At 71.5% G+C, this 19,319-nt stretch carries 23 protein-coding genes and 1 pseudogene; 14 read left to right on the forward strand and 10 right to left on the reverse strand.

Annotation, left to right across the window (positions count from 1 at the left end; genetic code table 11):
• The first annotated feature begins 131 nt into the window (after positions 1–131).
• The 4 genes and pseudogenes from J7E86_RS03380 (at position 132) to J7E86_RS03395 (ending at position 3,034) form a co-directional block, all read left to right on the forward strand.
• Positions 132–329, forward strand: a complete 198-nt coding sequence (locus tag J7E86_RS03380; protein WP_308312450.1) for a DUF3311 domain-containing protein — start codon at positions 132–134, stop codon at positions 327–329.
• Entirely contained in the window at positions 326–1,834 is a 1,509-nt protein-coding gene (locus J7E86_RS03385) for a sodium:solute symporter (protein ID WP_215079579.1), read from the forward strand. Before J7E86_RS03380 ends, J7E86_RS03385 begins: the two co-directional genes overlap by 4 nt.
• A 72-nt stretch (positions 1,835–1,906) precedes the next feature.
• Positions 1,907–2,236 (forward strand): DUF6412 domain-containing protein, encoded by a 330-nt coding sequence (locus tag J7E86_RS03390; RefSeq protein ID WP_215079581.1) that lies wholly within the window; start codon positions 1,907–1,909, stop codon positions 2,234–2,236.
• An 80-nt stretch (positions 2,237–2,316) separates the two neighbouring features.
• Positions 2,317–3,034: pseudogene (locus J7E86_RS03395) on the forward strand (YidC/Oxa1 family membrane protein insertase).
• A 286-nt stretch (positions 3,035–3,320) separates the two neighbouring features.
• Here the strand turns inward: J7E86_RS03395 and J7E86_RS03400 are convergent.
• Entirely contained in the window at positions 3,321–3,749 is a 429-nt protein-coding gene (locus J7E86_RS03400; protein ID WP_215079583.1) for an RICIN domain-containing protein, read from the reverse strand.
• A gap of 263 nt (positions 3,750–4,012) precedes the next feature.
• Here J7E86_RS03400 and J7E86_RS03405 point away from each other — a divergent pair, with 263 nt between their 5' ends.
• Complete coding sequence (locus J7E86_RS03405) at positions 4,013–4,903, forward strand: fumarylacetoacetate hydrolase family protein (RefSeq protein WP_215079585.1); 891 nt, start codon at positions 4,013–4,015, stop codon at positions 4,901–4,903.
• A gap of 42 nt (positions 4,904–4,945) precedes the next feature.
• On the opposite strand, the gene J7E86_RS03410 is transcribed toward J7E86_RS03405, so the two are convergent.
• The gene (locus tag J7E86_RS03410; RefSeq protein WP_215079587.1) at positions 4,946–6,064 is read right to left on the reverse strand and encodes a serine hydrolase; all 1,119 of its coding nucleotides are present in this window, start codon (positions 6,062–6,064) and stop codon (positions 4,946–4,948) included.
• Positions 6,065–6,249: 185 nt separating this feature from the next.
• Here J7E86_RS03410 and J7E86_RS03415 point away from each other — a divergent pair, with 185 nt between their 5' ends.
• Complete coding sequence (locus J7E86_RS03415; protein WP_215079589.1) at positions 6,250–6,909, forward strand: TetR/AcrR family transcriptional regulator; 660 nt, start codon at positions 6,250–6,252, stop codon at positions 6,907–6,909.
• A gap of 396 nt (positions 6,910–7,305) precedes the next feature.
• On the opposite strand, the gene J7E86_RS03425 is transcribed toward J7E86_RS03415, so the two are convergent.
• A complete protein-coding gene (locus tag J7E86_RS03425) occupies positions 7,306–8,688 on the reverse strand; it encodes a serine hydrolase (protein ID WP_215079591.1) in 1,383 nt (460 codons plus the stop codon).
• 142 nt (positions 8,689–8,830) lie between these two features.
• Between J7E86_RS03425 and J7E86_RS03430 the strand changes: the two genes are divergently transcribed.
• Together J7E86_RS03430 and J7E86_RS03435 are read left to right on the forward strand one after the other, a co-directional pair.
• Positions 8,831–9,568 carry a TetR/AcrR family transcriptional regulator gene (locus J7E86_RS03430; protein ID WP_215079592.1) on the forward strand — a complete coding sequence of 246 codons (738 nt, stop codon included), beginning with the start codon at positions 8,831–8,833 and terminating at the stop codon, positions 9,566–9,568.
• Between the two features lie 119 nt (positions 9,569–9,687).
• Positions 9,688–9,924 carry a hypothetical protein gene (locus J7E86_RS03435; RefSeq protein ID WP_215079594.1) on the forward strand — a complete coding sequence of 79 codons (237 nt, stop codon included), beginning with the start codon at positions 9,688–9,690 and terminating at the stop codon, positions 9,922–9,924.
• Here J7E86_RS03435 and J7E86_RS03440 read toward each other — a convergent pair.
• From J7E86_RS03440 to J7E86_RS03450, 3 genes are read right to left on the reverse strand one after another with little or no spacing between them, the layout of a single operon-like run.
• Complete coding sequence (locus tag J7E86_RS03440; RefSeq protein ID WP_308312451.1) at positions 9,909–10,124, reverse strand: DUF397 domain-containing protein; 216 nt, start codon at positions 10,122–10,124, stop codon at positions 9,909–9,911. The two genes, J7E86_RS03435 and J7E86_RS03440, sit on opposite strands and share 16 nt — an antisense overlap.
• A complete protein-coding gene (locus tag J7E86_RS03445) occupies positions 10,121–10,300 on the reverse strand; it encodes a Scr1 family TA system antitoxin-like transcriptional regulator (protein ID WP_215079596.1) in 180 nt (59 codons plus the stop codon). The genes J7E86_RS03440 and J7E86_RS03445 overlap by 4 nt, the downstream gene beginning before the upstream one ends.
• On the reverse strand, positions 10,297–10,998 hold the full coding sequence (locus J7E86_RS03450) for a helix-turn-helix transcriptional regulator (protein WP_215079598.1): 702 nt from the start codon (positions 10,996–10,998) through the stop codon (positions 10,297–10,299). The genes J7E86_RS03445 and J7E86_RS03450 overlap by 4 nt, the downstream gene beginning before the upstream one ends.
• A gap of 249 nt (positions 10,999–11,247) precedes the next feature.
• On the opposite strand from J7E86_RS03450, the gene J7E86_RS03455 reads away from it, so the two are divergent.
• Both J7E86_RS03455 and J7E86_RS31975 read left to right on the forward strand, forming a co-directional pair.
• Complete coding sequence (locus J7E86_RS03455; protein ID WP_215079600.1) at positions 11,248–11,592, forward strand: hypothetical protein; 345 nt, start codon at positions 11,248–11,250, stop codon at positions 11,590–11,592.
• A complete protein-coding gene (locus tag J7E86_RS31975; RefSeq protein ID WP_374223760.1) occupies positions 11,589–11,831 on the forward strand; it encodes a DUF6255 family natural product biosynthesis protein in 243 nt (80 codons plus the stop codon). Before J7E86_RS03455 ends, J7E86_RS31975 begins: the two co-directional genes overlap by 4 nt.
• On the opposite strand, the gene J7E86_RS03460 is transcribed toward J7E86_RS31975, so the two are convergent.
• Complete coding sequence (locus J7E86_RS03460; RefSeq protein ID WP_215079602.1) at positions 11,812–12,693, reverse strand: DMT family transporter; 882 nt, start codon at positions 12,691–12,693, stop codon at positions 11,812–11,814. The genes J7E86_RS31975 and J7E86_RS03460 overlap by 20 nt on opposite strands.
• A 194-nt stretch (positions 12,694–12,887) precedes the next feature.
• On the opposite strand from J7E86_RS03460, the gene J7E86_RS03465 reads away from it, so the two are divergent.
• Both J7E86_RS03465 and J7E86_RS03470 read left to right on the forward strand, forming a co-directional pair.
• Positions 12,888–13,868 (forward strand): MerR family DNA-binding transcriptional regulator, encoded by a 981-nt coding sequence (locus tag J7E86_RS03465; protein WP_215079604.1) that lies wholly within the window; start codon positions 12,888–12,890, stop codon positions 13,866–13,868.
• A 211-nt stretch (positions 13,869–14,079) separates the two neighbouring features.
• On the forward strand, positions 14,080–14,892 hold the full coding sequence (locus J7E86_RS03470) for a putative protein N(5)-glutamine methyltransferase (RefSeq protein WP_215079606.1): 813 nt from the start codon (positions 14,080–14,082) through the stop codon (positions 14,890–14,892).
• A gap of 24 nt (positions 14,893–14,916) precedes the next feature.
• Here J7E86_RS03470 and J7E86_RS03475 read toward each other — a convergent pair whose 3' ends face one another.
• The 3 genes from J7E86_RS03475 to J7E86_RS03485 all read right to left on the reverse strand — a co-directional run bounded on the left by J7E86_RS03475 (position 14,917) and on the right by J7E86_RS03485 (position 16,847).
• Positions 14,917–15,168: a hypothetical protein gene (locus J7E86_RS03475; protein WP_215079608.1), complete on the reverse strand. Its 252-nt coding sequence runs from the start codon at positions 15,166–15,168 to the stop codon at positions 14,917–14,919.
• Positions 15,169–15,270: 102 nt separating this feature from the next.
• Positions 15,271–15,741 carry a heme-degrading domain-containing protein gene (locus tag J7E86_RS03480; RefSeq protein ID WP_215079609.1) on the reverse strand — a complete coding sequence of 157 codons (471 nt, stop codon included), beginning with the start codon at positions 15,739–15,741 and terminating at the stop codon, positions 15,271–15,273.
• Positions 15,738–16,847 carry a Gfo/Idh/MocA family oxidoreductase gene (locus tag J7E86_RS03485; RefSeq protein WP_215079611.1) on the reverse strand — a complete coding sequence of 370 codons (1,110 nt, stop codon included), beginning with the start codon at positions 16,845–16,847 and terminating at the stop codon, positions 15,738–15,740. The genes J7E86_RS03480 and J7E86_RS03485 overlap by 4 nt, the downstream gene beginning before the upstream one ends.
• Before the next feature lie 56 nt (positions 16,848–16,903).
• On the opposite strand from J7E86_RS03485, the gene J7E86_RS03490 reads away from it, so the two are divergent.
• Positions 16,904–17,989 (forward strand): ROK family transcriptional regulator, encoded by a 1,086-nt coding sequence (locus J7E86_RS03490; RefSeq protein WP_215079613.1) that lies wholly within the window; start codon positions 16,904–16,906, stop codon positions 17,987–17,989.
• Between the two features lie 264 nt (positions 17,990–18,253).
• Positions 18,254–19,036 (forward strand): hypothetical protein, encoded by a 783-nt coding sequence (locus J7E86_RS03495; RefSeq protein ID WP_215079615.1) that lies wholly within the window; start codon positions 18,254–18,256, stop codon positions 19,034–19,036.
• Positions 19,037–19,319: the final 283 nt, after the last annotated feature.

Raw genomic sequence — 19,319 nt, forward strand, 5'->3', positions numbered from 1 at the left:
TCAAGCCCGTTGGGGGCGCCCCCAGCGGTAGCTGGGGGAGATTGAGGACACCGCCGCGCAGCGGTGGTGCGCACGACACGGCCCCCGGCGCCCCCTCACATCACCCGCCGGTAACGACCTAGGGTCGACCCGTGCTGAAACGTTTCACGCTGCTGTGGTTGCTCATCCCGTACGCGCTGTTCCTCGGCGCGCTGCCCCTCGTGGACCGGGTCCGCCCCACCGTTCTCGGGGTGCCGTTCCTCTTCTTCTGGCTGCTGCTGGCGACGCTGCTGACCCCCGCGGCCGTCTTCCTCGCCTGGCGCGGCGACCGGAAGCGGGGCCGGGTGTGAACGCCACCGTCGCCACGTCGGTCTTCGGCGTCTTCATGGTCCTCACCGTCGCCCTGGGCCTGCTCGCCGTCCGCGGCCGCGGCGCGGGCGGCGGCCTCACCGAGTGGTCGGTGGGCGGCCGCAGCCTGGGCACCGTCTTCATCTGGGTGCTGATGGCGGGCGAGGGCTATACGAGCTTCAGCTACCTCGGCGCGGCCGGCTGGGGCTACAACCACGGAGCCCCCGTCCTCTACGTCATCGCGTACATGTCCTGCGGCTACGCCATCGGTTACGTCGTCGGCCCGACCCTGTGGTCGTACGCGCGCCGCCACGGCCTCGTCACCATCACCGACATGGTCGCCCACCGCTACGGCCGCCCCTGGCTCGGCACGCTCGTCGCCGTCCTGGCGACCGTCTGCCTGCTGCCGTACATCCAGCTCCAGATCACCGGCATGGGCGTCGTCGTCTCCACGATCTCCTACGGCGCCATCAGCTTGAACTGGGCCTACTTCATCGCCTTCGCCGTCACCACGGGCTTCGTCGTCGTCAGCGGCCTGCGCGGCAGCGCCTGGGTGTCGGTCCTGAAGGACGTCCTCGTCATCGGCACCCTGGCCTTCCTCGCCGTCTACGTGCCCGTCCACTACTTCGACGGCTACGGGCCGTTCCTGGACCGCCTCGTGGCGGAGAAGCCGGACTGGCTGACCTTCACCGGGCACGGCGGGAGCGGCCTGGGCGGCGGCTGGTACGTGACGACCAGCTTCCTCAACTCCCTGACGGTCGTCATCTTCCCGACCACCGTCGCCGGCTACCTCGGCGCCCGCAACGCCGACGCCCTGCGCCGCAACGCCATGCTGCTGCCCTTCTACAACGTCCTGCTGTTCGTGCCGATGCTGCTGGGCATGGCGGCCATGTTCGTGGTGCCGGGGCTGACGGGCGCGGGCTCGAACCTCGCCCTCTTCAAGCTCGTCGTGGACTCGTTGCCGGCGTGGACGGTGGGGCTGATCGGCGTCGCGGCCGCGCTGTCGTCGATCGTGCCGATGGCGGTCTTCATGCTGGTCATCGGCACGATGTGGGGCAGGAGCGTGCTGGGTACGATCCCCCGGCTCGCGGACCGTCCGGACCGGCAGCGGCTCGCGGCGCAGGTCGTCGTGGTGGTGGCCGGCGTGCTGGCCCTGGTCCTCACCTACCTCACGCCCAACACCCTGGTGCGGCTGTCGCTCATCTCGTACGAGGGCATGGCCCAGCTCGTCCCCATGATTCTGCTGGGACTGGTGTGGCGGAAGCTGACGCTGTGGGGCGCGCTGAGCGGACTCGTCGTGGGCGGGACGCTGGTGTGCGCCCTGGTCTTCACCGAGAACGACCCGGTGTGGGGCGTGAACGCGGGAGCCCTCGCGCTCGGCGCGAACGTGCTCGTGGCGCTCGCGGTCTCCTGGCTGGGCCCGAAGGAGGTGGACGACCGGTCGGACGCCGAGGTCCTGGCGTCGGACCCGGGACCGGATCGGCCGAGTGTCAGTGCGAAGGTCTAACATTCCTGTCATCGGAACTCATCGGGACGACTGTTCGCGTCGGCTGACGCGAACTCAGGAAAGGGGAGGGTGATGAACGTGGCGATCCGCACGCACGTGAGCGCTCTCCTCTTCCTCCTGGCCGAACTGCTGCTGCTCATGCAGGGCGGCCTCGTGAGCGCCGTCGCGGTCGCCGCGGCCGCCGTGGTGGTCGCCTCGGCGGCCGCGCTGCTGCTGTGCGCGGCGATCGCCGCCGCCAGGACGGGCGGTCCGCTCACCCGCACCCGCATACGCACCGCGATACGGGACCGGGAGCTGCGCACCGCGTTCCTCGCCCAGCGCGATCCCGATGCCCGGGGCCGTCGACGGCCCCGCGCGCCCGGCCGTCCCCTCCCGACGGCCACGCGGGCGCTCTGCTGCTGACCACGAGCTGAGCCGACCCCGCGCGGCTCGTCACGCCGAATGAACCATTCCGGCACGACGAGACCCGTGGAGGGCTCACCATGTTCTCAACCCTCGGCTCACTTCTCTCCCACCTGGCCGAAGCGCTCGAACCCCTCTTCGGCGCCTCTGCGACGGCCGCCGCCGTGGTGGCCTTCACCCTGCTCGTACGGACCGCCCTGCACCCGCTGGCCCGCTCGGCGGCGCGCGGCGAGCGGGCGAAGGCCGCACTCGCCCCCCGCGTGGCCGAACTGCGACGCCGGCACGGCCGCGACCCCGAGCGCCTGATGAGGGAGGTACGCGAACTGCACACCAAGGCGGGCGTCTCGCAACTGGCCGGCGTGCTGCCGATGCTCGCGCAGGCGCCGGTGCTGTTCGTGATGTACCACCTGTTCTCCACCGGCGACGGCGGAGCGGGCCTGCTGAACCACGACTTGCTGGGCGCGCGCCTGGGCGGTCATTGGCTGGATGCGCCGTTCGGTGGCCAGGGGCTGGTACGCGGCCCTGTTCGCCCTGGTGGCCACGGTGGCCGCATGGACCTATCACCGCGCCCGCAAAACGGCCCAGGCCCAGGAAAAGACGACGACGGAGGACCAGACACCGGCCATGGCGACAGCGGCAAAGCTCTTCCCACTGCTGTCCTTCGGCACGCTGGTGACGGCAGCGCTGGTACCTCTGGCGGCGGGCCTCTACCTGGCGACGAGCACCACGTGGACGGCGGTGGAACGGGCCTGCTTGCAGCGACGGGTGACGGACAAATCCAGCCGGGCCGGCGCGTGAGGACACGTGTGTGGGCGGGGGCCCCGCAGATCCAGCCTGGCCGGCGTTTGGGGCCAGGGTCACCCAAACTAGCCCGTCCGGCGATTGAGGACACCCGTACGGACAAGGTGCCGCGAATAGCCCGGCCGTTGAGTCCACGGTCACCCAATCCAGCCCGTCCGGCGTTTGAGGACAACCCCGGACGGTGGCGAGCCCGTCATTTAAGCCCGGCCGGCGATTGAGGCCACCCATACGGGCGGCCCCGCTGGCCAAGGGGGGCGGCCGGGCCGGGGCGGCAGCCCGAAAGTCAGTCCCGGCACGGCCGCATCGTCACCGCCCGGTCCCGCCCCTCGGCGGTCACGCACAGGCCACTCGCGGAGTTCCGCAGCGTCTGATCGTCCGCCGTGTACGTGAACTTCTGCCCCGCCCCACTCGCGCACTGCCGCGACGTCACGGCGTTCCCCGCCCCCATCGATGTCAGGCAGCGCCCACCGGCGGCGTTCCGGACGGTCCCGTTGGGCTCGATGGTGAACTGCTGGCCCGGCCCGCCGCACGCCCGTGCCGTCACCGTCCCGCCCTCGCCGCCACCGGTGAGGCAGTGGCCGCTGACGGAGTTCCTGATCGTTCCGTCGTGCAGCCCCACCGTCCACCGTTGCTCGGGCGCGGTATCCGTACGAGCCGCCCCGGCGGAGGAGGCCGGCGCGGTCACGCCGAGCACCGCACCGACAGCGAACAAGGCGACCAGAATCCGACAACCCATGGCACTCTCCACAGCTCGGCAACACTGTCCTCGTCGCTCTGCTCCCTACCCGCCCACCGGGCCGACCGCCGGGGTGTCCCCGCGAAGTCACCCGTGCGGGTAATGTCCACAGGCTGAAAGGGGCCTTGCGGAGAGCCCCTCCGTTCTTGGACGATCTACCGGTTGCTCGATGGCCGTCCCCATCGGCCGGCCCGTACGGGCACGTCCGGGCCGACCCTTCGACCTCGGGAGACGTACCGATGAAGCTGTTGCGTGTGGGACCTGTGGGGGCGGAACGCCCGGCGCTGCTCGACGACGAGGGCACGCTTCGCGACCTGACCACCGTCGTGCCGGACGTGGACGGACGGCTGCTGGCCGACCGTTCCGCCCTGGAGCGCGTACGAGCCGCCGTCGGCGCCCGCATCCTCCCGGCCATCGACCCCGTGGGCCTGCGTACCGGCCCGCCCCTGGCCCGCATCGGCAAGATCGTCTGCGTGGGTCTCAACTTCCACGGCCATGCCCGCGAGCTGCGCGTCCGTCCCCCCGCCGAGCCTGTCCTCTTCCTCAAGGCACCCGACACGGTCGTCGGCCCGGACGACGCGGTGCTGATCCCGCGCGGCAGCGAGAAGACCGACTGGGAGGTCGAACTCGCCGTCGTCATCGGCACCACCGTCCGCCACCTGGAGACCGACGAGGAGGCGCTCGCCGCCGTCGCCGGTTACGCCGTGGCCAACGACGTCTCCGAGCGCGCCTTCCAGATGGAACGCGGCGGCCAGTGGGACAAGGGCAAGAACTGCGAGACGTTCAACCCCCTCGGTCCCTGGCTCGTCACCCCCGACGAGATACCCGACCCCCAGGCACTCCGCCTGCGCCTGTGGGTCAACGGCCGGCTCAAGCAGGACGGCAACACGTCCGACCAGATTTTCCCGGTGGCCGAAACCATCCGCTACATCAGCCGCTTCATGACCCTCTACCCCGGCGACGTCATCAACACCGGCACCCCCGGCGGCGTAGCCCTCGGCCACCCCGACCCCAAGCCGTACCTCCGCGCCGGCGACGTCGTCGAGCTGGAGATCGACGGCCTCGGCCGCCAGCGGCAGCAGCTCAAGGACGCCCACTCGGGCGACCGCCCCGTGGGCCGCTGGAACTGAGCGCCGGGAAGAGCCGGCGGGTTACGCGGCTCTCCGGCCCGGTCAGCCGTACATCGCCGCGCGGTAGAGAGCCGCGAGCGCGTCGTCGATGGGATGGGGCTGCGGCTTGCCCGAGGAGTCGAGTCTGTTCCACCTCTGCAGGTTCACCGCGACGGACATCTGCCGCTTGCCGTCGGCACTGGTCATGGCCAGCGTTCCAGCACCCCAGACCGTGCCGCCGTGGCCCCAGAAGGTGCCCTGACCGGGAGCCTCCATCGGGTGCAGGCCGAGGCCGTAGTCGATCGTCTTTCCCTCTTGGGAGATGACCGGGACAGTGCGTTGCATGTGCGCCAGCGACGACGGGCTGACGATCTCGCCGGCGAGCAGCATGCCGTAGAAGCGGTTGAGGTCCGTGACGGTCGATATCAGCGAGCCCGCCGGACCCACCCATGACATGTCGAAGACGCTGTAGTCGCGCGGCGGGTCGATCATGCCGAACCACGCCTCGTAGATCTGCGAGTGCGGCCCGTCGACGTACGGTTCGGCGGGGAGTTCGGTGTCCCGGAGCCCGGCGCGCTCGATGACGTTCCGGGTGATGTACCGCTCGGCCGTAGTGCCGGTCACCCGTTCCAGGAGTTCGCCGAGGAGCAGGTAGTTGGTGTTGGAGTAGACCCCCGGAGTGCCGCCCGGGGCGCCGACGGCAGGTGCGGTGACCCCCATCTCGATCAGTTCGGTGGGGTGAAACCGCGTGAACCGGTTGTCGTCCAGGCTCTGCGGCCCGGTGTTCGCGAGGTCGGGGAACGCCTTGAGGGAGGGGTAGGCGTAAGGGAGGTATTCGGGGAGGCCGCTGGTGTGGTTGATCAGCATCCGAACCGTGATCGCGGCACCGCGTTCCCCGGGAACCAGCTCCGGAAGGTACCGGCCGATCGGCGTGTCGAGCCCGATCCGACCGCTCTCGACCTGCTGCAGAACCGCGGCGGCGGTGAAGGTCTTGGTGATGCTGCCGGCGCGGTGCCGCATGTCGGCGGTGACGGGGCGACGGGTGGCGACATCGGCGACCCCGGCGGCGCCGCGCCAGACCTGGTCGCCGTCACGCACCTCGGCGAACAGGCCGGGTATCCCGGCGCGGTGGACGTTCTCAACGGCGGCGTCGAGCTTCGCGGGATCCAGCGGGTTCTTCACGACATGCGTCCTTTCGTATTCCCCGGGGTTGGCTCCACGTCGGCCGCCTCACCCGGGTAACAGGGCATGAGTGGCACGCCGGCCTGCATGCTGCGGGCCCCTCGGCATGCTCATGTCCTCATTATGCACGCGGTGCGTGCAACGCCAAGTGCACAGGTAGACTGAGTCCCGACGAGAGGGGTGGGATGGCAGGCAGAAGGCGCTGGTCGACCGAGGAGATCCTGGATGCGGCGGCGGAGTTGCTGCGCACGGGCGACGCCGACTCGTTCAGCGTGCGCAAGCTCGCCGCGGCGCTCGGGACCGACTCCTCCAGCCTCTACCGGCACTTCCGCAGCAAGACCGAACTGCTGCGCGCGGTCGCCGACCGGATCCTCCTGGCCGCCATGGACGGCTACCGCCCCGAGGGTGACTGGAAGCAGCGCATCACGGCCCTGGCCCTGCGCGTGAGAGAGGCCTTCGGCCAGCAGCCCCAGCTCGCCGCGGTCTGGGGACGCTACGCGTCGAGCGGCACCGGTTCCCGGCTGGTCATGGAAGAGGTGCTGCAGGCTCTGCGCACGTCGGGACTGCCCGACGAGGAGATCCCGGCGCGCTACCACCGGATCGCGGTCCTCATCGCCGCGCTGATCGCCTCCGAGGCCGGGGTCAACACCGTCACCCCCGGAGAGTACGAACAGGGCATGGAGCTGTTTCGCGTCGCGGTACTCGGCGCCGACCCCGAACGCTTCCCCGCCCTGGCCCACTTCGCCCGCGACGTCCGCCCCCTCGGGGCGGACCGCCGCGCCGCGTTCGAAGAGATCCTCGCCGCCCAACTCGCGCACGTCGAGGCCGCGATCCGCTCGAGCTAGGCCGTGTCCGGCGGATCACGTGAGAGGGCGGCTGCCGGGCCGTATCGTCCGCACCACCGCTGCGCGGTGGCGTCCTCAATCTCCCCCAGCTACCGCTGGGGGTGCCCCCAACGGGCTTGATTGTGGCCGAGCTCAGCTGAAATCAAGCCCGTCCGGCGTTTGAGGACGCGCCCGCAGGGCGCCCGCCGCGGCAGGCGGCAAAGACGGCCCGCAGCCGAAGACCCGCCGGACAAGCCCTAGCCAACCGGCTCGGGAGTGTCGGCAAACGCCGTCGAGTTCATCCGCGAACTCATCGTCCAGGGCACTCACGAGGGCCTCGACGCCGCCCGCACCCGCGGCACTCGACTCGGCCGCCGCCGGCCATGACCGAGGAACAGGTCCACCACGCGGCGAGAACTACCGGGACCCCGTCTTCGGGGCGGCGCGCATGCCTATGTAGCAGCAACCCGTGCCGTCGGGGAGGGTGGAGAACACCACGGGCATCCACCCGTCGCTGAAGGAGGCCGTGCCCGCCCCGGCGAACACCGTCTCCGACACCGGCACGAGATCCATCTCCAGCGCCGGGGACAGCCCCGCCATGCCGTCGACGAACTCGTACACCAGGTGCGGCCGTCCCTCGCGCTCGGTGACCGTTATGGCCACGCCCTCGCGCCGGTAGGTCCCCACGAGCGGCGTGACGTCGACCGCCGGCGGCCGGGCGGCGGGGCCGAAGGAGTCCGGCATGCGCACTCCGGCGAGTTCGCCGAGCAGCTCCCGGAAGAGCGCCGAGTACAGCTGGTGCCCGCCACCGCCATTGGTCAGCAGCGCGACCGCCACACCCGCCCCCGGCACCACCCGCAGGTAGCCGTACTGGCCGATCGTCGCGCCGTCGTGACCGAAACCGGGCACCCCGTCCCAGTCGTACAGCGTCCAGCCCAGGCCCCAACCGTCCGAGCTGACGGTCCACTTGTCCGGCGCGTCGGCCTCGCACCGCCGCATCGCCTCGACCGTCTCCGGTGCGAGAAGGCGCGTACCGTCCGGTGCCGTACCGCCGTCGAGGTGCATCCTGGCCAGCCGGACCACGTCGGCGGCCGTGGCGCAGAGCACGCCGCCGTACGGGCCCGACGAGCGCGGCAGCGGGTTCCAGGCCGGCGCCGGGTCCGGGTCGTGCCCGGTCTCTCCCAAGTGTCCCATCGCGACACGGAACCGCAGGGCGTCCTCCGGCAGCGTCACCGTGCTCGACAGCCCGAGCGGTGTGCACAGCCGGTCCCTGAGGGCGTCGTCCCAGGTCTGGTCGGTCAGTACCTCGATGATGCGGCCGAGCACGTTGTATCCGACGCTGCTGTACGAGATCGCCGTCCCGGGCGGGCAGTCCAGCGCCACGCCCTTGCTCGCCTCGACATACCGGGCCAGGCAGTCGTCACCGCGACCGGTGTCATGGGTGAAGTCGCAGGTCAGCCCGCCGGTGTGGCTGAGCAACTGACGGGTCGTGATCCGCTTGGTGGCCTCGGGGTCGGCCGTGGCGAACTCCGGCAGGACGTCCACCACCGGCGCGTCCAGGTCCAGCGCACCGGCTTCGGCGAGCTGCATCACCAGCGTCGCGGTATGGATCTTGGTGATCGAACCGACCTGGAACACGGAGTCGGTCGTCACCTCGACCCCCGTACCCCGGTGCAGTACGCCGCTGGCCAGCTCGTGAAGGGTCCCGTCGGTGAGTACGGCCAGCGAGGCGCCCGGGACGTGGGCGGCGGCGCGCAGTGCGTCGAGCCTGGTCTGCCAGTGAGCGAGGTCGAAGGTCATGACGGTTCCCCCTGAGAAGCGAAGCGGTGCGTACGGTGTTCTCTCGATGCGCACACTGTACGCAGAGCGTCAGGGTGTGCGCAAGTGCGTACACTGTGCGCCGTGCGTCGGTGAGTTGGCGCGGAGCGAACGAGGAGGCGGCATGTCAGCCGAAGACCAGCAGGCCGAGCAGATCCCCTCGGTGTGGACCCGTCCGCGCCGGCAGCGCGAACAGCCCGCACTGAGCCGGGAGCAGATCGTGTCCGAGGCGGTCCGGCTCCTCGACGCCGACGGCATCGAATCCCTGAGCATGCGCAAACTCGGCACCCGCCTCGGCGCCGGCGCCACTTCCCTCTACCGGCACGTCGCCAACAAGGACGAACTGATCGAGCTCGTCGTCGACGAGGTCTACGGCGAGCTGGACGTACCGGTCTCCTACGACCCTGCGGGCTGGCGCCCGGCCGTCGCCCGCAGCGCCCACAGCCTCCGTTCGATGGCCCTGGGCCACCCCTGGGTCGCCTCGGTCCTCGGTCAGGTCGGCCTCGCCCACCTCGGCCCGAACCTGATGCGCATGTCGGACCGCATGCTCGCCCTGTTCGAGACGGCCGGCTTCGCCCCCGACGAGGCCGACCAGGCCATGAACACCGTCATCGCGTACGTCATCGGCACGGCCACCAGCGAAGCCGCGTACCTCTCGCTGCTCGCCCGCAGCGGCCAGGACGAGCGCACCTGGATCGAGAGCCTGCGCCCGGCCACGGATGAGGCCATGAAGGACCACCCGCGCCTGAGGGAGGGTCACTCATCCCGCCCCGACAAGGATCCGCGCACCATCCGCGAGGAGAACTTCGAGTACGGGCTCCAGCGCGTACTGGATGGCCTGGCGGCCCGGCTCGTCGGTTAGGGGAGCCTGGTCGTCGCGCGTCCGAGCGGGTGAATGGGTGCGTGTGCTGCGCTGATCCTTGGCGGGAGGCGGGCATATGGTCCGGCATGCGCAGAAAGGCGAGAAGGCGATCGGGCCTGGTGGCGGCCGCACTCACGGTGATCGCGGCCGCCCTGCTGGTCTGCGCGTTCGCCGTGCCGGGCGCGTTGCGGGACCGGGTGCCCGGGCCGGACCGGGCGGTCGCCGGTAACGGACACGAGCTGGCGCACAGTGGGCCCCCGATGAGCCGCATGATGATGCTGGGCGGGGCGCTGGTGGTGCTGGGGGCGGGGGTCGGGCTGCTGGGTCTGTACCGGTCGCGTCAGGAGACGGGCTGAAGTGTTTCGCGGGTCACGGCGGTCGTGAAAGCCGCCCAGGTGCGGGGTGAGACGGTGAGGGCGCCTCTGGGGCGGTCTTTGCTGTCGCCTATGGCTATGAGGTCGTCGACGGTCGTCTGTATTTCGACGCAACCCGCCTGCTGGTCATCGCTGTAGGGGGACTTGCGCCACTTGAGGGCGGGCAGGTTGTGGCGGATCACGAATTCACCTCTTCGAGCTCGCTTGCGATCGATGCAATCAGTTCGGCGGACTGCTGTGGTGGAAGCGCTGATGAGCGGAGCCGTCCAAACGCCCGCTGATACTTTGCGACGGCCTCATCATCCTCCAGGTGCAGGGCGCCGTCGAGATACTCCACGGTGGCAACACGCAGGTTCATGGGCTCCGGATAGGTGTAGAGGACGAAGGATCCGCCCGTGCACCCGTGCAGGTGAACGCGCTCTGGGAAGAGGGGACGACCTGCACTGTTACCTTCGCGGCGCGGCTCACCTCGACCAGCTGCCACAGCTGTTTCGCCATGAGTGCGGGACCGCCGATGCTGTGGCGGAGAACGCCTTCCGGGAGGATGCACAGGTATTCGGGGGCGTTCTCGCGTCGGAAGATTCCTTGTCGTTCCATTCGCAGACCGACGTAGAAATCGAGCTCCTGCGGTGACAACGGATCGGAGCCGCTCATGACGGTGGCCGCGTACTCCCTGGTTTGCAGGAGCCCTGGAATCACCTGTGCCTGAAAGGTGTGGATAGCGGCGACGTCGGATTCCAGTGCCAGTGTCTCTTTGAAGCGTGCAGGCAAAGGCTCACCGTACTGGTGCCACCAGCTTCTCTTGCGCCCCTCGGCCGCCAGGGCGATCAGCCACTCCCGTGTCTTTTCCTCGCTGACCGCATAGAGATCCAGCAGCCTGTCGAGCTCCAGTCGGGTAACGCGATGGCCGCCGGTCTCGATCCGGCTGATCTTGGTGTTGTCGCAGTGGAGTGCTCCCGCGGCCTCCGCGACGGTGACTCGCGCCGCTTCTCTGACACCTCTGAGGGCGCTCCCCAGCCTCCGGCGCCGAGCCGTGCGGTGTGCTTGCTGCCCCAAGTCCCCTCTCCCCTCCGAACGGTGAGTCCCCAAGTCTGCGCCGTGCGGACGGATCCTCCACCTCCGGAGCATCGAGTGCCACCCGAAGGTTTGTAGAGCTGCAATTTGCAGCTCCATCAATTGAAGTTTGAAATGGCGCCAAGTTTGGGTGCATCGTGGATGCGTAGCCGCCGCATGCGAATTGGACGGCAAATTCCGTCTGCCCGGACGCAGTTGCTGAGCGGCCATTCCTGGAAGGAGGCGCGGGTCATGACCTACCGAAACGGCGCGTACGTCGTCGACACGCGAGAGGACCGGATCGGTCAAGTCATCGGAGGCGTGGGCAAGCGCGTACACGTCCGCATGCCCGGCGGCGGACAAACGTGGGAAGTGCCGTTCGAGGAGCTGCGGTTGGCGACGCGGGAGGAGCGCGCCGCGGCGGGGCTGTGGCCGGTGGGTGAACGTCCGAGCCTGCGGGACTGCAAGACCTGCCCGGAACTGGACGCGGCCTGGCGGGAGGCCAAGGCCGGTGGGGACGAGGTCGAGGCGGGGAACGCGCTCGTAGCGCAGCGTAGGCACTGGCGGTCGCACGTGCTGCCGGGAGGCCCCGCGTGAGGGGCCTGAAATGCCGCCACGCAGGCGGGTGGTCGCACGCGCGGGGCGAGGCGAGATGCCGGGACTGCGGGACGGTACGGGTCACGAGCTACGGCGCGCTCAGAACACCGGACACGCCGGAAGTGCGTACGCCGCCGGCGCGGCAAGCGCACATCGCCGACAGGCTGGCGGCGGAGTGGGTGGCGCGGACGGCGCGGAGAAGACCGTGGTGGGGGTTGGTCACCCCGATGGGGGCGTAGCGGGCGACGGACCGCTCTCCAGCTCGACTCGCGGCAGGATCAGCACACCCCACGTGACCAGCGCCGCGCCGACCGCTTCGGGGACGAGCCACCAGCCGGCGCGGACGCGCTCACCGTAGACGAGGATGCCGAGGGCGAGGCTGACGAGGCCCTCGCCGAGGGTGAGGGAGGGCTGGGAGGCGATGAGGGGGCCGGATTCCATCGCGTTGGCCAGCAGGAAGAGCGAACAGGCGCCGGCTGCGACGAAGCCGTAGGTCTGCCAGGAGGCGAAGAACGCACCGGCGCCGTGGGCCTGGAAGGTGGTGGTCGCGGATTTCATGAGGGTGGCGGTGAGGGCGTAGCCGATGGCGGAGGAGGAGCCGAAGAGGGCGGCGCGGGCCCGGCCGCGCGGCCGGGGGAGGGCGGCGAGGACGCACAGGGCCATGGCGCCGCTGGTGGCGAGCAGGGTGAGGACCCACAGGGCGGGGGAGACGTGGGTCTGGCCGCCGGAGGGTGCGGCCGCGGCGAGGGCGATGCCGAGGCCGGCGGCGACCATGACGGAGGCGGCCCAGCCGGCGGCGGGGAGGGGCTGCCGGGAGAGGGCGGCGGCGATGAGGAGCGTGAAGGGGAGTTCGATGACGAGGAGGGGTTGCACGAGGGAGAGGGAGCCGAGGGTCAGGGCGAGGGCCTGGCAGGCGGCGGCGACGACGATGACGGCGACACCGCCGAGCCAGGCGGGGCTGCGGAGGAGGTACCGGACGAGCCGGAGGCTGAAGGCGTCGCCGTGGGGAACGGTCCGGGCGGCCACTCGCTGAAGCACCGTGCCGGTGGCGTTGCCGAGGGCGGCCAGCAGGGCGAACAGCGCGGAGAGTGCGGCTGACACGGGGCGGCTCCTCCGGTTCGGCGCATCGGTCACTGGCCGCGACGGCGGCGGGGGCCGGGGGCCGCGCCACCGTGTGACGACGACGATCACATGGGCGGCCGTGCGGGAGGAAGAGGCGCGCGGGGTCGGCCACCGCGCGGGGTTGACCTTGACCTTGAGGGCAAGGTTTAGCGTTCGGGAAGAAGGAGGGCGGCATGCGGATCGGTGAGCTGGCGCGGCGCGCGGACGTGACGGCCAAGGCGGTGCGGTACTACGAATCGCTGGGGTTGATCACGGCGGAGCGGCTGGCCAACGGCTACCGCGACTACGCCGAGGACGACGTGCGGCTGGTGCGCGAGATCAGGGAGCTCAGCCTGCTCGGCATCCCCGTCGAGCGCACCCGGCCGTTCCTGGAGTGCCTGGCGGCCGGGCGGCGGCACTCGGACGACTGCCCGTCGTCCCTGGCCGGTTACCGGGACGCCATCGACGAGCTGACGGAGCGGATCGAGGGCCTCACCGCCCGCCGGGCAGCCCTGGTCGCGCAACTGCGCGCGTCGGCCTACCGCAACAGCACCGCCGCCCACGCCCCCATCCCCATGGATGACGACGAAGGAGCCCCGATGACGCCGACGACCGACTTCCCGCTGCCCGCCGGTCTTCCCGTACCGGAGGACGACGGGGCGGCGGACCACCTGCCGGGCCTGAGGATGCCGGCGGTCGAGCTGCCGGGAACGGCGGGGGAGACGGTCCGCCTGGACGACCTCGGCTCGGGCCGCACAGTGCTCTACCTCTACCCGATGACCGGCCGCCCGGATGTCGACATGCCCGAGGGCTGGGACGCCATACCGGGAGCCCGGGGCTGCACCCCGGAGTCGTGCGGCTTCCGTGACCACCACGAGGAACTGCTGGAGGCGGGCGCGGGACGGGTGTTCGGCCTGTCCGGCCAGGACGCGGATTACCAGCGCGAGGTCGTCGAACGGCTCCGCCTGCCCTTCTCGATGCTGTCCGATCCGGCCCTGCGGCTGGTGGACGAGCTGGGCCTGCCGACGTTCGAGGCGGGCGGGGCGACGCTGTTCAAGCGACTGACGCTGATCGTCCGCGACGGGCTGATCGAGCACGTCTTCTACCCCGTCTTCCCGCCGAACGAGCACGCCGGCCAGGTCCTGGAGTGGCTGCGCGCCCATGCCGTGAAGTGAGGTGCCGGGTCGCTGCGTCGCTACGGAATCCGGCAGCGGTAAACGGCCCGCCACTTTGGATCATGTAGTGTTTGCCGCGTCAAAGAGAGAACGACCGAGGAGGTGGGACCCATTACCGCAGTAGCAGGCCGGGTGCTCTCCCCTCGTGGTCGTACGGTCTCCGCTTCGTAGGCGGACCGCGAGAGCGCCCTTCGGTATTCGGAAGGCTCTCATGTCGGTTTCACTCTCCACTCTTCTTTCTCCGTCCGTCATCGTCACCAGGCTTCGCGCCGCCGGTTGTGTATTCGCCGAGGACGAGACGCGGTTGCTCCTTTCCACGGCACGCACTCCCGGCGAACTCGCCACGATGGTGGAACGCCGGATCGACGGGCTGCCCCTGGAACACGTCCTCGGCTGGGCCGAGTTCTGCGGTCTGCGCATCGCCGTGGACGCGGGGGTCTTCGTGCCGCGCCGCCGCACCGAGTTCCTCGCAGGCCGGGCCGTCGCCCTGGCCCGGGCGATTCCCGAGGGCCGTCGGCCCGTGGTCGTCGACCTGTGCTGCGGCTCCGGCGCGGTGGGCACCGTACTGGCCTCGACCCTGGACCAGGTCGAGCTGCACGCGGCCGACATCGATCCGTCGGCGGTACGGTGCGCCCGCCGCAACATCGCCGCCTCCGGCGAGGTGTACGAGGGCGACCTCTACACCCCGCTGCCCACCACCCTGCGGGGCCGCGTCGACGTCCTGGTCGCCAACACCCCGTACGTACCGACCGAGGAGATAGCCCTTTTGCCGCCGGAGGCCCGCGAGCACGAGGCCCGGGTGGCGCTGGACGGAGGCGCGGACGGCCTGGACGTACAGCGCCGCGTCGCGGCCGAGGCGTCGGCATGGCTCGCACCGGGCGGCCACCTGCTGGTCGAGACGAGCGAGGACCAGGCGCCACTGACGGTGGAGACCTTCGCCCGCAACGGCCTGATCCCCCAGGTGGTCACCGACGACGACCTTTACGCGACGGTCGTCATCGGCACCAGGCCGGCAGCTCCGTAGCCTCTACCCGTCAGCCTCTACCCGTCACAACGCCGTGAAGGCAACCGCATTGCTCACGTTCCCGTCATGGTCCTCCACGGTCACCATGACGGGACCGTGGATCTCCGGGACCGTGACGTCCACGAACGTCCCGTCCTCCGACAGCTCGCAGTCCAGGGCCTGGGCGTCGCCGAAGTAGACGCACCGAGGGTCCACCAGGTTCTCGCCGCGGATCTTGACGGCCTGGTCCGGGTAGCCGTTGTCCGGTTCGACGTGGCTGAGTCTGGTGATGTCCATGACTTTCCTCAGTACCCCCGCCACCGGCCCGCAGCCGGACCTCCACCCGGTTGGCGGATGCGGTGCCGGGAACCACGCACCAGTGCCTGCTGAGGCAACCCCTCAGCGCACCCCCGCACCCAGATACCGCTCCAGCCCCTCCACCACCAGCGCGTGGTCCTCCGCCTGCGGCAGGCCCGAGACCGCCACCACGCCCACGACGCCCGTCCCGCGCACCCGGACCGGGAACGCGCCGCCGTGTGCCGCGTAGCGGTCCGGGTCCAGGCGGGAGGAGTCCTCGAAGGTGCGGTCCTTCGCGCGGAAGCGGGCGCCTACGAGGAAGGAGGACTCGGCGTAGCGCTCGACGACGCGGGACTTGCGGTCGATCCAGGCGTCGTTGTCGGCGCTGGTGCCGGGCAGGGCGCAGTGGAAGAGCCGCTGCGGGCCGCGCCGGATGCCGATCGTGACGGCGGCGCCGCGCTCGCGGGCGAGGCGGACGAGGAGGGAGCCGAGCTCCCAGGCGTCGTCGTTGCCGAAGTGGTCGAAGACCAGCCGTCGTTCGTCCGCTTCCAGGCGGGCGACCTCGTCGTTCATGCGGACTCCTTCCCGATGCGAACCGTGCGGCCCTCCGCCGCCGACAGCTTCGCCGCTTCCAGCACCCGCAGCGCGGACGCCGCCTCCCGCGCGCCGACGGGCGGTTCGCCGCCGGTGCGCAGGGCCTCGGCCACCGCCGCGTAGTAGGCGGGGTAGTCGCCCGCGAGGGTCGGGACCGGTTCGCCGCCGCCGGACGCCGGGGACTCGCCGGCGCCGAGCCGCCCCCACGCGGACTCCGGTTCGACGCCCCAGGCCGCGGTGTCGCCGGCCGGGCGCCGACCCTCGCGCAGGGCCGCCTCCTGCGGGTCGAGGCCGTACTTCACATAGCCCGCCCGGCTGCCCAGCACCCGGAACCGCGGGCCGAGCTGGGCGGTGACGGCGCTCACCCACAGGTGGGAGCGGACGCCGCCGGCGTGGGTGAGCGCGATGAACGTGTCGTCGTCCGCCTCGGCGCCCGGGCGGCGTACGTCGGACTCGGCGTAGACGGTGACGGCGGGCCCGAAGAGGGCCAGGGCCTGGTCGACGACGTGGCTGCCCAGGTCGTAGAGCAGGCCGCCGAGCTCGGCCGGGTCGCCGGACTCGCGCCAGCCGCCCTTGGGCCGCGGCCGCCAGCGCTCGAAACGGGACTCGAAGCGCAGGACCTCGCCGAGCGCGCCGTCGTCGATCAGCCGGCGGACGGTGAGGAAGTCGTTGTCCCAGCGGCGGTTCTGGAAGGCGCTGAGCAGCAGCCCGCGGCTGTCGGCGAGCTCGGCCAGCGACTCGGCCTCGGCGGCCGTCGCGGCGAGCGGCTTGTCGACGACGACGGGAAGGCCCGCCTCCAGGGCCGTACGGGCGAGCGCGACGTGCGTGCGGTTGGGGGAGGCGATGACGATCAGGTCGAGTTCGGCCGCGCGGGTGAAGAGCGCGTCCGCGTCGGGGACCGTCCGTACGCCCGGGTGCTCGGCGACGGCCTGCGCCTGCCGGCCGGGGTCGGAGGTGACGACCGTGTCGAGGGCGAGACCGTCGGTGGCGGCGATGAGCGGGGCGTGGAAGACGGAGCCCGCGAGGCCGTAACCGATGAGTCCGACGCGGAAGGGGGCGCGGGAGGTGTCAGTGATGCCATCCATGCCCGCCACTTTGGCAACGCTGTTGCGAAAGTGCAAGCGATGACGAGAATGGTGGGGTGAACACGACCCTCCCCGGCCCGGCCGGCGCCAACCTCGCCGCGCTGCGCGACCACAACACCGCCGTCGTCCTCGGGCTCCTGCGCGCCGCGGGCCAGGAGGGCGCGGGCCGTGGAGAACTGGCGGCGGGGACGGGCCTGACCCCGCAGGCCGTCAGCAAGATCACCGCGCGGCTGCGGGGTACCGGCCTGGTCGCGGAGGCGGCCCGCCGCGCCTCCACCGGCGGCAAGCCGCCCACGGCCTGGCGGCTGGTCCCCGGTGCCGCGCAGGCCATCGGCGTCCAGCTGGACCGCGACTCCCTCACCATGACCCTCGTCGACCTCACCGGCACCGAGATCACCACCCGCACCACCCCGCTCGCCTTCGGCGCCGGTGCGGACGCCGTCCTGGACGCGGTGACACAAGAGGTGCGGGCCCTGCCGGCCGAAGGGCGCGGCACCCTCCTCGGCGTCGGGGTCGCCGTACCCGGCCCCCTCGACCACCGCGCCGGTGTCCTGCACAAGGTCACCGGCTTCGCCCAGTGGGACGGCTTCCCGCTCCGCGCCGCCCTCGCCGAGCGGCTCGCGGCCCCCGTCGTCGTCGACAAGGACACCAACGCCGCCGCCCTCGGGCTCATACGGCACGGCGCGCCCGGCGCCGACTCCTTCGCCTACCTCCACCTCGGTACGGGCCTGGGCGCCGGCCTCGTGCTCAACGGTGGCGTGCACCGGGGGGCGCGCACCGGGGCGGGCGAGTTCGGCCACCAGGTGCTCCAGCTCGACGGCCCGCCCTGCCCCTGCGGCAACCGCGGCTGCGTCGAGGCCCTGTGCCTGGCCGCCGTCGCCGACGGCGACACCGCCCGCGCCGCCCGCCTCCTCGGGACCGGCGCCGCCAACCTCGTACGGCTGCTCGACATCGACCTCGTCCTCCTCGGCGGCCGGACCGTGCTGGCCGACCCGGACGCGTATGTGGGGGGCGTACGGGCCGTCCTCGCCGGCGCGGCCCCGGTCGCGGTCACGCCCGGCGGCGCGCGGACGGTGGTGGGGGGCGCGGCGGAACTGGTGCTGGCAGGGTTCTACGGGCGTTCCGGTGCGGCCTTCGGCTGAGCGGGCGGCTGCGGGCTGTGTCGTGTGCACCACCGCTGCGCGGCGGTGTCCTCAATCGCCGGACGGGCTTGATTGTGGCTGAGCTCAGCCGCGATCAAGCCCGTTGGGGGTACCCCCAGCGGTACAGCAGATGAGACGAAAATAGTCACATCGGGCGGTTAGTGGCGGCCAGTCGGACCCACGGAGCCGTGGCGGGACCCGGTCCCCCGCCCGGCCGGTGGAAGGGTGCGGAACCCCGGAGCCCTCACCCGTAAAGGTCCTGCGATGCCCTTGCCCCGTGCGCTCGCCCTCGGCGCCGCCGCACTCGCGATCTTCACCACGGCGGCGCCCGCGGCCCCCGTCCACCCGCGCGACCGTGCCCCCGCCCAGCCGCGCTGCGGCGCGCCCGGCAGCTCCGCGTTCCCCATCACCGCCCGGCTGACCGGCGGACCGGAGATGTACGAGCGCGGCGCCGCCCCCCGCACCTGGCGGCTGGAACTGCGCAACAGCACCGGCGCCGAATGCCGCGGCGTGCACCCCGTCGCGGTCCTCGCCGACCGCGACCGCACCCTCCAGCCCGCCGACGTGCGCCTCGACTTCTACGACGACGCCGCCTCCCGCTGGCGGCCGGTGACGCTGGAGCGGACCGAGGAGGCCGAGAACGTCGGCGTCTTCGACGGCAGCTCACCCGAGTTCGAGGGCTTCACCGTGCCCGCGCGCGGCACCGTCGGCGTGCGCGTGCGCCTCGGCTTCACCGGCCGCGCCCCGGAAGGCCAGGTCACGGCGAACGTCACCGCCGTGCAGCGGCGCACGGGCGACGGCGACTGGGTGGGGGAGTCCAACGACTACACCTTCGCGATCGAGGGCACCCGAGACCCCGCCGACGAGGTCCGGGCGGGAGAGGCGAACACCAGTGCCAGCCCCGACGCCCGCCCCGGCCACCGCCACCGCGGCACCCTCGCGGACACCGGCTCCCAGCGCCCCCTCTTCGCGATCGGCGCGGCCGCGTTCGCGCTGCTGCTGGCCGGTGGCTCCCTGCTGTTCGGGGCGCGGCGCTCCCAGCGCTGACCCGCTGCCGCGGATATCGTGCGCACCACCGCTGCGCGGCGGTGTCCTCAAGCTCCCCCAGCTACCGCTGGGGGTGCCCCCAACGGGCTGAAGGTGGCTGAGCTCAGCCGAATCAAGCCCGTCCGGCGATTGAGGACGCGCCCGCAGGGCGCCCGCCGCCGCAGGTGGCAAAGGCGGCCCGCAGCCGAAGACCCGCCCGCCGCCGCAGGCGGCAAAGGCGGCCCGCAGCCCAAGATCCGCCGGACACTGCCTAGGCTGGACGTGCCGGGACGGCGCACGAGTG

The sequence above is a fragment of the Streptomyces sp. ISL-11 genome (assembly GCF_018614525.1).
GTDB lineage: Bacteria > Actinomycetota > Actinomycetes > Streptomycetales > Streptomycetaceae > Streptomyces.